The organism is Streptomyces sp. TRM70350, assembly GCF_019219825.1.
In the GTDB taxonomy this organism is placed as follows: Bacteria; Actinomycetota; Actinomycetes; order Streptomycetales; family Streptomycetaceae; genus Streptomyces.
Genome location: NZ_JAHUXH010000040.1, coordinates 24,457 through 36,374, shown reverse-complemented (window position 1 = coordinate 36,374; position 11,918 = coordinate 24,457). Strand labels below are relative to the sequence as shown.

The window sequence follows — 11,918 nt, the reverse complement described above, 5'->3', positions numbered from 1 at the left end:
AGGCCCCGTGCGGCGCGGACGCGTTCGTCAGGCTCCGGGCGGAGGCGGGCCGGGGTGCTGATCGGGCTTGGGTCCGGCGGACCGCAACAGGCTCAGCCCCACGGATGCGGCCAGCACCACGACGATGACGGCCAGGCTCACCGGTGAGGGGATCTCGGGGACGGCAGGACTGATGATCTTGTGGGAGGCCTGGAGGACGAGCTTGACGCCGATGAAGGAGAGGATGATCGCCAGGCCGACGCTCAGGTAGTGGAACCGGTCCAGGAGCCCGGAGAGCATGAAGTACAGGGCGCGCAGGCCGAGGATCGCGAACGCGTTGCTGGTGTAGACGATGAAGGCGTCATCGCTGATGGCGAGCACGGCGGGAACACTGTCCACGGCGAAGATCAGATCGGCCCCCTCGATGGCGGCCACGACCGCGAGAAGCGGCGTGGCCACACGCCTGCCCTCCTCCCTGACGAAGAACCTCTCACCGGCGTACGCGTCGCGTACCGGGATGATCTTTCTCAGTGCTCTCACGGCGAAACTCTTGCCGGGGTCGAAGGACTCCTCCTCTCCTTTGAGGAGTTTGTACGTGCTGTAGAAGAGGGCGGCGGCGAAGGCGTACAGGACGGCGGTGAAGCGGCTGACGACGGCCACCCCGAGGGAGAGGAAGATGGCGCGGAAGACCAGGGCGCCGATGACGCCGAAGAACAGCACACGGTGCTGGTAGGCGCGGGGAACCTTGAAGTAGGCGAAGATCACGGCGAAGACGAAGAGGTTGTCGACCGACAGGCTCTTCTCCAGCAGCCAGGCGGTGGTGTACTCGGTTCCCGCCGTCGTGCCAAGGACGGCGAAGACGACGGCGCCGAAGAGCAGCGCGAGGCCGACCCAAAGGCCGCTCCAGGCCGCGGCCTCCTTGAACCGGATGACATGCGCGGTGCGGTGGGCGAGCAGGTCCACCGTCAGCGACACCACCACGGTCACGGCGAACGCCAACCATAGCCAGAGCGGGACGTCGTACACGCCGCCAGCCTCCCCGCGGCCGGTGCCGGGAATTCGCCGACCTTTCACACGAGTCTGCGGCATAGTGCCTCACGAGGCATGACACGCCGGGGGCTCATGCCTCGCGGATCCTCCGACCACGAAAACCGACTGCCACGCGCAGCCGCGCCTGCAGCCACGTTGTGGGACCGGCCCGCGGTGGCACCCGTATCGGCGGTGCGCGAGGCTGGGAGAGCAAGGTGCCAGGCCGTGGCCCGCGTCGACGGGGCTCCCCCTCGGCGCCGGCCGCCGTGGAGGTCGCGGCGCAAGAGGCGCGGATGAGGGGAGTCCGACCGCGTGCGGTGCATGCCTTCGTCCGGCCCGCCATGCACGTTCCGCCCGGCGGCTCGCCGCTGGGCCCTGGCTGCCGCGCCCGGCGTGCCGGCCGACCACGCGGACATCGCGGGCGAGGCGGTCACAGCCCTGGAGGCGGAGTCGCGGACTGGCGGCAGCTGATGATGGTGGACCATCGCGGCTCGGGCGGTGTCGCGGGGCTGCTGCTGGGTTCGACGTCGGTCCATCTGGCCGCTCACAGCCACGGCCCGGTCATGGTGGTGCGGGACCGACCGACGCGGGACGGGCCCGTGCTGGTGGCGGTGGACGGCACTGTGACGCACGCCCGGCGGAACCGGTGGACCCGACCGGTGACGTCGAGACGCTTCAGGCCCACGAAGAGCGCCTCCTGGACGAGGCCCTGTCCGGCCACCGGAAGGAGCACCCTGAAGTGACCGTGTACTCCATCACGCGCACTGCCCGGTCACCGTGGTGCGGCATCCTCACAGAACCTGCTGTTCGGCTGCCTGCTCGTGGCCCTGCTCGGCGTCGCGCTCATGGCCTCCCTCGGCCCTGAGGCGACGGTCCTGGGGGTGCATCCGGCCTCCGCGGTGCTGATCGCCTTCTACCTCGCGGCAGTGCGACTGATCCGGGCCACCAAGCGGCCGCTGTGGCGCGCCGTGCGCACCGAGGACACCGTGGCGGACGTCCCCGACTCCTCCCCCGCGTCCTCCCGGCGGCGTACCGCGGGCATCTGGGCGGAGTTCGCGGGCGTGGCGGTCGTCGTCGTGGTGGGCGGCTGGGCAGTGGCGCACGCCGCGCAGAGTCTGGTGGCGGCCACCGGCTTGAAGGCCGGGCTGGTCGGCGCGGTCTTCATGGGCATCGTCAACGCCCTGCCCGAGACGGTGACCGCGGTAGCCGCGGTCAGGCGCGGCGCACTGACCCTGGCCCTCGCGGCTGTCGTCGGCGGCAACTGCCTCGACGTACTCAATCTCGCCATCGGGGACGTGGCCTACCGGGACGGCTCCCTGTACCACGCGGCACAGCCGGACCAACTGTTCCTGACCACCGGCGCGCTGGTGATGACCGCCGTCCTGCTCGGCGGACTGCTGGTACGGCAGCGGCGCGGCTGGTGGAGGCTGGGCTTCGAGGGCATCCTGCTCATCGCGATCTACGCGATCACGGTCGCCGCGCTGGCCGTATGACGCGCAGGACCCGCGCACAAGGTTCCCCGTGACGGCGGCCGACGGGCCCGGTCAGCGACGGGCCTTGGCGCGGTCCAGCGCCGCTACGCCCAGCGCCGCCAGGCCGACCTGGAAGGCCAGCTCGATCCAGTCGACACCCCTGGTGTCCGCGACACCGACGGCGGCAGCGATGCCCGTACCGACGAACGCGGCGGCGATACCGACGAGGATCGTCCACAGCACGCCGATGCGCTGGCGGCCCGGCAGGACGAGTCGGCCCAGAACGCCGATGACGACACCGATCAAGAGGGCGCTGATAATTCCGGAGATCTCCATGACAGCCTCCCGACGCACGATCCCTACACGTCAGGTGTGCCCCGATGCAGAAGGAGCACTCCCATCCAGGGCGTGCTCACAGGGCGCGGGGAGGCGTGCCAGGCTTTCCTCCAGCTCGTCGAGGGCTCGCCGCGCCACGGCGATACGGTCACGCAGCTCCCGCTCACGCAGGTCCGCCGCCTCGGTGACGGCCGGGCCGGGCGCGTCGCCTTCCTGCTCCAGCTCCTCCCGCTCCGGCTGCCGGGCTTCGTCGAGAGAGCGACTGGGGCAAGGAAGCGGGCCGCACGCAGGACTCGGGCCAGACGCAGCAACCGCAGCACGGTGGCGTTCTCCCGGACGACCGGCAGGTAGGCGCACAGGACCACGGCGGCGTCGAAGAGGTTCCACGGATCGCGGCCACGCCCAGGACGACGGCGTTGGCGAGGATGAGCGCGAAGACGCAGAGGGCGAACCAACGGGCCTCGGTCATGGCACGGCAGCGCGAGGTTCCTCACATGGATGCCATGTGGTGCGTCCCGCCGGCAGTCGATCTTAGTGAGCGCGCCCGCCCGCGCAGTGTCCGGGACATGAACTCCGTTTCCGGCGCTGAGGGTTCCCGTTACGCCGCTCTGCGGGTGCGGGAGGCGGGCCAGCAGGTCGTCCAGCACGAGCACGCCGCCTACGGCCACCACGCCGACCCGCATGCGCACGGTCACGGCCACGGCGATCAAGAGGAAGGCCGACCGGCATCGGCAGCGGGGGCGGAGGGCCCCGATTCCCCGCCCGCTGATAACTTCTACATCGACGTAGAAGACCGCTGCCGGAGCGGCTCGGTCTGAACTCACCCCTGACACGTACGGAGTTCTCATGGCCCTGTGGGACCGCATCAAGGAGTCCGCATCGACGATGCAGACCCAGCTGATGGCGAAGAAGAACGACCTCAAGAGCGGCGCCTTCCGCGACGCGAGCATGGCGATGTGCGCCCTGGTCGCCGCCGCCGACGGCACGATCGACCCCTCCGAGCGGCGCCGCGTGGCCCAGCTGATCGCCAGCAACGAGGTACTGCAGAACTTCGACGCCATGGACCTGCAGCGGCGCTTCGAGGACAACCTCGACAAGCTCACCGCCGACTTCGACTTCGGCAAGGTCAGCGTGCTGCAGGAGATCGCCAAGGCGAAGAAGAAGCCCGCCGAGGCCCGCGCCGTGATCCAGATCGGCATCGTCATCGGCGGCGCCGACGGCGACTTCGACAAGACCGAACAGGCCGTCGTCCGCGAGGCGTGCCACATCCTCGAACTGCCGCCGCACGAGTTCGACCTCTGATCGCCCTACGACACCTGTGCCGGGCGGACGCCAGCGACGACGTCGGCCCGGCACCCCGTCATCGCCGGGAACGGGAACAGTGATCTTCTGGCCGATGGGCTGGTGCTGATCGTCGCCTGCTTGCGCCCTGGCCCGTGGGGCTCGACGTCGGACTGGCCGTCTTGGCGGACCAGGTCTGACCGGCACCCATCCCCGCTCAGAGGGGTGTCGCGGCGTGCAGGATGAAGAACATGGTCACCGCGGAGTTCGCCGACGACATCGCGGACACGGCCGTACCCGCCGCCGCACCCCACGCCGCCAAGCCCACCGACGTGAACACCGACGGCCAGCTACGCATCAACGGAGCCGGACCCAGCAACGCCGCCACCCGACGCGGCACCGGCCCCGGCGCCGCCAGACCCGCCAACGTCGCCACCGCAGTCCCCCGGGACACCAACGCCGCCCTGCCGATCGCACACGCCACCGTCCGGCGGCTGCCCACCACCCGCGCCGCCTCCTCATCCGCCCACCGCTCCGTCGTATACGCCACCGCCGTACACAGCGGCCGCAGAAACGGATTCGCCCGCGCCGCGAGCTGCACAGCCAGCAGGAAACGATGATGCCGGGCAGCCAGATGCGCCCGCTCATGAGCGAACACCGCCCGCCGCTCAGCCGGCTCCAGACAGCCCAGCAACGCCGTGGTCACCACCACCCGCCCCCCGCCGCCACCCGGCAACGCGTACGCATACGGCACCTCGTCCGGCAACACCGCCACCCGCGCACCCCGCACCCCCGCCAGCACCCGATGCGCCCGGCGACGCACCCGGCCATGCCGCCACAACACCCTGCCACACGCCACAACCACCCCACACAACGCCGGAATCGCCGCCTTGCCCACCACCTCATCGAACGGCACCGCCGCACGCACCTCCGGATCCGACCAGCCATCAGGCAACGGATTACCCGGCAACTGCGCCGTCCCCACCACCATCACCAGCCCCAGACACACCGTGCTGCACACCGCCATCACCCCCGCCACCCCCGCCAGCAACCAGGTCGCGGTACGCGGATGCAGATGCTGCTCGGCCAGACGCGCAACCGGCCACGCCGTCAACGGCAGCACCAACGGCAGAAAGACGAACACCCCCATGAGGCCTCAGTCTTCCCCTTCACCCCGCGACCGACCCAGCAACTCCCGCAGCAGCCGCTCGTCATCCGGACCCAGACCCGTCAGAAAGCTGGCCAGCACCGCCTCCCGGTCACTCTCGGCATCCAGCAGCCTGCGCATCTTCCGCGCCGCCAGACCCGCCTGATCCGAAGCCGCCGTCCAGGCAAAGGACCGGCCCGCACGCTCCCGGGTCACCGCCCCCTTGGCCAGCAACCGGGTCAGAATCGTGATCACGGTCGTATAGGCGAGATCCCCACCGAGGCGCTCCTGTACCCAGCCCGCGGTCGCCGGACCGTCCGCCTCCCGCAGCGCGGACAGCACCTGCGCCTCCAGCTCACCCTGCCCCCGCCGCCGGGCACGCCGCCGGTCGTCCGCCATGCCCCGTCTCCCTTCCACGGCCGCCCGCTTCCCGACCCGACATCGTATAGACACCCGGGCTGCCGAATGCCGCCCGACGAACCTCCCCAGCCCACCACCACAGCCTCTACAAAAGTGTAGAAGGTAAGCTGCCCGGGCACGCCCCACCGCAGGCAGGGACCGCCGGAAGGAGCGCGGGAGACATGGGTGTCATCGCATGGCCGGTACTGGGACTCCTCGCCGGAGCGAGCGCGAAGGCGATCCTGCCCGGACGCGACCCGGGCGGCCGCCTCGGCACGACCGTCACCGGCATCGCCGGAGCCTTCGTGGGCGGCCGGCTGTCGGCCAGGCTCCTCGACCGGCCGGCCCAGCGGGAGTTCTTCGATGCCGCGACCTGGGGCCCGGCCATCGCGGGCACACTTGTGCTGCCGATCGCCTATCGCCTCCCGTTCGGCAACTCCCGGGACTGACCGAACCCTTCCAAGCGACCGGATCACACCGCCGGCACGGCCGCGTCACCCTTCCACATCTTCTACAGACATGTAGATTATTGGTCCGGGCCCGTGCAGCGGGCTCCGACCGCACACGCCAAGGAGGAGTTCGCAGTGGGAGTTTCCCTGTCCAAGGGCGGCAACGTCTCACTCAGCAAGGAGGCGCCGGGTCTGACCGCCGTCCTGGTCGGCCTGGGCTGGGACGTCCGCACCACCACCGGCACCGACTACGACCTCGACGCCTCCGCCCTCGTGTGCGACGCGTCCGGCAAGGTCCTGTCCGACCGGCACTTCGTCTTCTACAACAACCTGACCAGCCCGGACGGTTCGGTGGAGCACACCGGCGACAACCTCACCGGTGAGGGCGAGGGCGACGACGAGGTCGTCAAGGTGAACCTCGCGGCCGTGCCCGCCGAGGTCGACAAGATCGTGTTCCCGGTCTCCATCCACGACGCCGAGGGCCGCGGCCAGAGCTTCGGCCAGGTCCGCAACGCCTTCATCCGCGTCGTCAACCAGGCCGGCGGCGCCGAGATCGCTCGCTACGACCTCTCCGAGGACGCCTCCACCGAGACCGCGATGGTCTTCGGCGAGCTGTACCGGAACGGCGCGGAGTGGAAGTTCCGCGCGGTCGGGCAGGGCTACGCATCCGGACTGGCCGGCATCGCCGCCGACTTCGGCGTCAACGTCTGACCTGGTACCGACCGCGCCGTCGGGCCCGCCGCTCGGGGACGGGCCCGACGGTCGCCTTCCGCACGGCGGCCGTCCGCGGACGCCGGCGTGCACCGCCTTCCGCCCCAGCCAGTCAGGAGAGCGAGACCACGTGACCGGCCCGCCCCGCCTGCGCCCCGAGGACCGAGCGGACTTCGTAGCAATGCTGCACCACGAGAGCATCCTCGTCGACCTGGCCCGGGTCCCCGCCCACATCGACCAGATCGTCTTCACCGTCAACTCCTTCACCGGCCAGACCTTCACCGAGGTACAGAACGCCTTCTGCCGCCTGGTCGACGAGTCCACCGGCGCCGAACTCGCCCGCCACACCCTCACCGGCGGTGGCCACCACACCGCCCAGATCATGGCGAAGGTCCACCGCACCGGCGGCACCTGGCAGATGAAGGCCATCGGTGAACCCGCCACCGGCCGCACCTTCCAGGACCTGCTGCCGTCCATCGCACCCCACCTGTAACCCCCGGCAACAGCAACACGACCGACACCGCCCGACCCTCCGCACCGCACCCCGAACTTCAGGCTCCGGGCAGCCATCAGGGACTCAAGACTGAAGCACCACGTCCAGGGCCGATCACGGCTCCCCTGGTGTTCACCGGCCGACACCGTTACTACGGCCATCAGCTCACCAGTTCAGAGAGGCGTCCGCTCCCGCACTTCCCGCTCGACCTCGTCGCCCTCTGGGGCAGTTCCGGCCGCAGGTGGACGGGAAGCGTCACGGTGACGGCCCGTCGTTCGGCTGCCAGTGGGAGCACCCAGGGTGCCGACATGATCAACGACTTCGACCCGGTGGACTATCGGCCGCTGTGCGAGGGCGGTGCCGAGGCGGTGGTGTTCGTGGTGGAGCCGTGCAGCGCCAAGGCAAACTCGCCCGTGGGTCGAGCTGTCCGCGTCGGTGCGCGAGGGCGCCTGCTGAACGCCCACACCTGCTCGGTTCGATGGGGTGCGGCTCTGAGTGGATCGCCACGATCAGGGCCTTGTACGTGAGGACTGCAGGGGAGGGTGTCTCATGGGCGGCTCGGTAGATTTCGGACGCCGGGCAGTGCTTGCGCTCGGCGCGGCGGTGGCGATTGGCTCGGCATTGCAATGGGCTCCGGCTCACGGGTGTCCGCGCCGGGTCAGTTCGTGTCGTGGGCCTGCGGGTGCCGCAGCGGGACTTCCAGCCCGCGGCACCGTACCAACCGCCGGGTGTCCTCACGCAGTTCATGCCCAAGAGCGCAAGGTGGGTCCGCAGCGAGTCCTTCGACAGCGAGATGACCAACGGAACCTATTCCGGCACGTTCCACTTCGATCCGGGCACGGACACGGTCTACTTCGACACGATCAATCCGAGTCCCGCCGAGGGCTCCGGACCGTGATCGCATCCAACGGCTGATCCTGTGCCGCCCCTGATCTGGTTCGCCGCGAGCCAGCGGTCAACGGCGTCCTTCACGGTCAGTAATCGATGCTCGGGTACCAGTCGTCGCGGCCCTGCGGGGTCAGGTCGAGGAGGTGCCAGACGGGGGTCAGGAGGTCGATGCCGCGCTCATCGATGTCGTCGGCCATGCGTGGGTGCGCGGAGTAGAAATGGCGGACCGTGCCGTCGCCGTCGCGGGTGAACACGGAGATGGTGGAGTCCTGTTCGCCGTCCTTGTCCTCGCTGCCCAGGTCGTACTTGAACGTGCTGTCACCGCAGCTCAGGAGCCGTAGCCGGTGCCAGCCCCGGTTGCGGGCGTGCTGCCGGAGGGTGGGCACGTCGGCGGCCGCAGCGATGGCGAAGTCGGCGTTGCGGGCGAGGTGGTGGGCGATTCCGTTGAAGCCGTCGATCCAAAGGGTGCACATCGGGCAGGGGTCGGTCTGCAGCTTGCCGTACATGAAGTGGTAGACGATCAACGGGCGGTCCGTGGCGGTGAACAGCTCGCTCAGAGCGACCTCGCGGACCGGTGTGTCGCCGGCGTCGAGGTCGGCGGGGCCCTCGATGAAGACGTAGTCGTCGACGGGTGGCCCCTGAGGGAGCGCCCGCCGCTGGGCCGCGACCTTCTCGCGGTGGCGCATGAGGTCGATCTCGGCCAGGCGCAGCTCCTCGCGGGCGTCGAGGTAGTCCGCCGATTCGTCGGCCAGTCTGGTGTGCCGCAGCATCGCGTTCCTCCTGGGGTGGCCATCCCCCCGGTCGCCGGTCCGGATCACGAGCTCCCCGCTCCTGCGTTCCCGAACCGCTCCTTTGAGTCTATGGCGGCTCCACGGTCCGCCGACAGTTGAGCTGAAGTCCGGGAAAGTTGACCCAGCTTTGAGTAACCGGACATGAGTTCGTGTCCAACGGCCCTATACCGTCCCGGAGCGGCCACCACACAGGCCGCCACAACGACACACGACAGCATCGGGGGATCGGCGTGAGACGTCGATGGGTGAAGGTTCTGGCGATCACGGTGGTGGTGCTCGCCGTGCTGTTCACGGCTGCCGACCGGCTCGCCGTGCACTACGCGGACAAGGAGGCCGCGCAGCTCGCGAAGGAGAAGTACGGCTACGGCAACACCACCGACGGCCACCTGGACGTGTCGATCGAGGGCTTTCCGTTCCTGACCCAGGCGGCCGGGCAGGACTTCGGTCACGTGACGCTGACCGCGGGCGGGTTCTACATCGACACCACGTCCAATACGCAGGGCGGCTATCTGCACATCGACCGGCTCCACCTGGACCTGCGTGATGTGCGGCTCACGTCGCTGACAGGGCGCAGCGCCGAAGCCAACCTCGCCACCGGCACCCTGACCCTCTCGTACGAGGAACTGTCCGGCGCGGTGACCCGGCTCACGGGCAACGGCGGCCCGCTGCAGGTGTCCCGGGCACCGGGATCCAACGGCCAGGCGGCACGCGTCAAGGTCTCGGGCACGGTCGGTGGCACGGCGTTGAACACCACGGGGACGCTCCTGGCGCAGGGCACAGAACTCTCCCTGACCATCCCCGGCGCCGACCGGGCGGGCACCGCCTGGCGGGTCAGTCTCCCGGAGGGCGTCAACTTCACAGCGGCGCGCGCCACCGCGGACGGCATCGAGATCAGCCTCGTCGGTCACCAGGTGACACTCGGCTCGTCGCGCTACGGCGGCTGATGTGCCCCAAACTGGAGACCTGGCCATGCGCGGTCCTCACCCGGTGTCCACGTCCAGGCACGCCCACGGCTGGCCTCGTTCGATGCAGCGGTGACCGCCTGAGCTGGAAAGGATCGCTCCTGAACGCGTCACTCGCCGAGGTGCTGTCCGCTGCCCTGCTGGTGCTGGTGCCGGCATGTGCGGTGATACGGCCGTGAGGCCGGCCGGAGGCGGTGGTGGCCGTACCGACCGCCGCCGTGGTGATCGTGTTCGTCACGCTGCGGCTCCTTGAGTCCGCCGCCGAGCGTCTGGACCGCCCGTGCACCCGACGGGAACGCTCCGGCCGGGTCGAACGCGAGGTCGTCGTCGCGCCCGGGACGCCGAGTTGCTGATCCTGGCGCCGCACGGCCGCTGGACGCGCTCCGCCTTCCCGGGGCGAGCAACACCTGCCCGGTGCTCATCCTCCGGCAGCGCTCTCCAACTGCTGCCGCGCAGCGGCCAAGGCGCTGTCCACGTCTTTTGTCCCTGTCGAGACGCACAGGGTGTAGGCCAGGTCCTCCATGCGCTGCCGCGCCTGCGCTCCGCCGGTCTCCGTATGCGAGGAGGCCAGCGCCTCGTACTCCTCCAGCAGATTCCGCAGCACCGCCGGGTCCGCCATCAACATGAGTGCCCCCAGTTCCCGCGACTCCCGTAACCACCGGAACGTGTACCCAGGTGCTCGGGATCAACGCAATAGGCGCATTAGTCCTTTATTTAGCGCGATTAGGGATAAATGGGCCACCCTGGGTGGGTGGCTCTCTTGGTCGCCGTGTCTCTGTCCCGGTCCGCGCGCGGGCGGACGTCACCAGTAGTCGGCGTCGGCTGGCGCCATGCTTAGCCCTCTGCTGGCTGTGCTGGCGGCTGTGGCCAGTGCGCTGGCGTCCGTCCTACAGCGTAAGGCGGCACGGGATCAGCCCGGTAAGGACAATCTGAGCTTGCGCCTGGTGTGGCATCTGCTGCACCGTCCGGTCTGGCTGGGCGGGATCCTGTCGGTCATCGCGAGTTTCCTGCTGCAGGCCGCCGCCCTGGGCACCGGCCGGATCTCCGTGGTGCAGCCGCTGCTCGCCTTGGAGTTGCCTGCGGCGCTGATGGTGTCCAGGTTTCTCCTCGGGGGCCGGATGGGGCGGCGGGAGTGGGGTGCGTCGGCGGTGATGGCTGCGGGCGTGGCCGGGCTGATCATCGCGCTCGGGCCGGGCAGAGGGAAGACGTCGTCCGTGTCGGGGACGGGCTGGCTGATCGGCTGCGGAGTCAACGCGCTGGTGATCGTCGTCGGTGTGCTGTGGGCGCGGGGCGTGTCGGGTTCGCGCCGGGCAGCGGTCCTGGGGGCGACCACGGGATGCGCGTTCGGGCTGACGGCTGCGCTGATGAAGGGCATGACGAACGCCTTTTCCCACGGCCTGGTCGCCCTGTTCACCAGCTGGCAGCTGTGGGCCATGATCGCCGTCGGCGGGTGTGCGGTGTTCCTTTTGCAGTCGGCTCTGCACGCGGGCCGGTTGCTGGCCACCCAGCCCGGACTGACCATGGCCGATCCGGTGGTCGCCATCCTGTGGGGAGTGCTGGTCTTCCAGGAGAGTGTGCGCGGCGGGCTGTTCATCCTGCCGGCGGTCCTGGCCGCCGCGGCCGCCGCGGCGGCGGTGATGGTGCTGTCGCGCTCTCCGCTGCTCGCCGGTGAGGCAGGCCACCGCGAGGACGCCGGTTCGGGCGGTGAGGACGACGCCGAAGCGCCACGAGCGAGGAAGAAATGACGCGGCGGGCGCCTGCGCGAGCGCTGTTCGAAACGATGGGTGCGCGCTGCGTCGGCCATGGCTCCCAGCTGAGGCACGCGTTCGGCTGCCGTCGATCAGCGTAGCCCTGTGGGCCGCGGCGCTTCGCCGAGTCCGGTTTCATCGAGGCGCCGCACAGCATTTCAAGCCATGCCGGAGGGGTACGCGGGCCGGGACGGCAGACCACATCGCCCCTGGTATACGGGCTCCAGTTGGTC

15 protein-coding genes and 4 pseudogenes are annotated in these 11,918 nt (G+C 69.8%); 11 read left to right on the top strand and 8 right to left on the bottom strand.

Annotated features, from left to right (window positions below):
- Nucleotides 1-27 precede the first annotated feature (27 nt).
- Nucleotides 28-1,005, bottom strand: coding sequence for a TerC family protein (locus KWI83_RS34350; RefSeq protein WP_308122343.1), 978 nt, complete (start codon nucleotides 1,003-1,005; stop codon nucleotides 28-30).
- Between the two features lie 296 nt (nucleotides 1,006-1,301).
- Here KWI83_RS34350 and KWI83_RS40500 point away from each other — a divergent pair.
- Nucleotides 1,302-1,532, top strand: a pseudogene (locus tag KWI83_RS40500) (hypothetical protein); the annotation flags it as partial.
- 20 nt (nucleotides 1,533-1,552) lie between these two features.
- Here the strand turns inward: KWI83_RS40500 and KWI83_RS34345 are convergent.
- Nucleotides 1,553-1,729, bottom strand: coding sequence for a hypothetical protein (locus KWI83_RS34345; protein ID WP_218518296.1), 177 nt, complete (start codon nucleotides 1,727-1,729; stop codon nucleotides 1,553-1,555).
- A 61-nt stretch (nucleotides 1,730-1,790) separates the two neighbouring features.
- Here KWI83_RS34345 and KWI83_RS34340 point away from each other — a divergent pair.
- Nucleotides 1,791-2,501 (top strand): annotated as a pseudogene (locus tag KWI83_RS34340) (cation transporter); the annotation flags it as partial.
- Nucleotides 2,502-2,552: 51 nt separating this feature from the next.
- On the opposite strand, the gene KWI83_RS34335 reads toward KWI83_RS34340, so the two are convergent.
- Entirely contained in the window at nucleotides 2,553-2,816 is a 264-nt protein-coding gene (locus KWI83_RS34335) for a GlsB/YeaQ/YmgE family stress response membrane protein (RefSeq protein ID WP_218518295.1), read from the bottom strand.
- Nucleotides 2,817-3,085: 269 nt separating this feature from the next.
- Nucleotides 3,086-3,297, bottom strand: a pseudogene (locus KWI83_RS39415) (ion transporter); the annotation flags it as partial.
- An 85-nt stretch (nucleotides 3,298-3,382) separates the two neighbouring features.
- Here KWI83_RS39415 and KWI83_RS34330 point away from each other — a divergent pair.
- Nucleotides 3,383-3,634, top strand: coding sequence for a hypothetical protein (locus KWI83_RS34330; protein WP_218518294.1), 252 nt, complete (start codon nucleotides 3,383-3,385; stop codon nucleotides 3,632-3,634).
- A gap of 28 nt (nucleotides 3,635-3,662) precedes the next feature.
- Nucleotides 3,663-4,118 carry a tellurite resistance TerB family protein gene (locus KWI83_RS34325; protein ID WP_218518293.1) on the top strand — a complete coding sequence of 152 codons (456 nt, stop codon included), beginning with the start codon at nucleotides 3,663-3,665 and terminating at the stop codon, nucleotides 4,116-4,118.
- Between the two features lie 196 nt (nucleotides 4,119-4,314).
- Here the strand turns inward: KWI83_RS34325 and KWI83_RS34320 are convergent, their stop codons facing one another.
- Nucleotides 4,315-5,247: a M56 family metallopeptidase gene (locus tag KWI83_RS34320; RefSeq protein ID WP_218518292.1), complete on the bottom strand. Its 933-nt coding sequence runs from the start codon at nucleotides 5,245-5,247 to the stop codon at nucleotides 4,315-4,317.
- A 6-nt stretch (nucleotides 5,248-5,253) separates the two neighbouring features.
- Entirely contained in the window at nucleotides 5,254-5,643 is a 390-nt protein-coding gene (locus tag KWI83_RS34315) for a BlaI/MecI/CopY family transcriptional regulator (protein ID WP_218518291.1), read from the bottom strand.
- Nucleotides 5,644-5,825: 182 nt separating this feature from the next.
- Between KWI83_RS34315 and KWI83_RS34310 the strand changes: the two genes are divergently transcribed.
- The 4 genes and pseudogenes from KWI83_RS34310 to KWI83_RS34295 all read left to right on the top strand — a co-directional run bounded on the left by KWI83_RS34310 (nucleotide 5,826) and on the right by KWI83_RS34295 (nucleotide 8,194).
- A complete protein-coding gene (locus KWI83_RS34310) occupies nucleotides 5,826-6,092 on the top strand; it encodes a GlsB/YeaQ/YmgE family stress response membrane protein (RefSeq protein WP_218518290.1) in 267 nt (88 codons plus the stop codon).
- A gap of 135 nt (nucleotides 6,093-6,227) precedes the next feature.
- The gene (locus KWI83_RS34305) at nucleotides 6,228-6,803 is read left to right on the top strand and encodes a TerD family protein (RefSeq protein WP_218518289.1); all 576 of its coding nucleotides are present in this window, start codon (nucleotides 6,228-6,230) and stop codon (nucleotides 6,801-6,803) included.
- A 193-nt stretch (nucleotides 6,804-6,996) separates the two neighbouring features.
- A pseudogene (locus KWI83_RS34300) lies at nucleotides 6,997-7,296 on the top strand (TerD family protein); the annotation flags it as partial.
- Nucleotides 7,297-7,966: 670 nt separating this feature from the next.
- Nucleotides 7,967-8,194, top strand: coding sequence for a hypothetical protein (locus KWI83_RS34295; RefSeq protein WP_218518288.1), 228 nt, complete (start codon nucleotides 7,967-7,969; stop codon nucleotides 8,192-8,194).
- Nucleotides 8,195-8,270: 76 nt separating this feature from the next.
- Here the strand turns inward: KWI83_RS34295 and KWI83_RS34290 are convergent, their stop codons facing one another.
- Nucleotides 8,271-8,954, bottom strand: a complete 684-nt coding sequence (locus tag KWI83_RS34290) for a DUF899 family protein (protein WP_218518287.1) — start codon at nucleotides 8,952-8,954, stop codon at nucleotides 8,271-8,273.
- A 251-nt stretch (nucleotides 8,955-9,205) separates the two neighbouring features.
- Here KWI83_RS34290 and KWI83_RS34285 point away from each other — a divergent pair, with 251 nt between their 5' ends.
- Nucleotides 9,206-9,919, top strand: a complete 714-nt coding sequence (locus tag KWI83_RS34285; protein WP_308122342.1) for a DUF2993 domain-containing protein — start codon at nucleotides 9,206-9,208, stop codon at nucleotides 9,917-9,919.
- 215 nt (nucleotides 9,920-10,134) lie between these two features.
- Nucleotides 10,135-10,290, top strand: coding sequence for a hypothetical protein (locus tag KWI83_RS34280; protein WP_256363202.1), 156 nt, complete (start codon nucleotides 10,135-10,137; stop codon nucleotides 10,288-10,290).
- 65 nt (nucleotides 10,291-10,355) lie between these two features.
- Here KWI83_RS34280 and KWI83_RS34275 read toward each other — a convergent pair whose 3' ends face one another.
- Complete coding sequence (locus tag KWI83_RS34275) at nucleotides 10,356-10,562, bottom strand: DUF5133 domain-containing protein (protein WP_218518286.1); 207 nt, start codon at nucleotides 10,560-10,562, stop codon at nucleotides 10,356-10,358.
- 205 nt (nucleotides 10,563-10,767) lie between these two features.
- Between KWI83_RS34275 and KWI83_RS34270 the strand changes: the two genes are divergently transcribed.
- Entirely contained in the window at nucleotides 10,768-11,682 is a 915-nt protein-coding gene (locus tag KWI83_RS34270; RefSeq protein WP_218518285.1) for a DMT family transporter, read from the top strand.
- Nucleotides 11,683-11,918 lie beyond the last annotated feature (236 nt).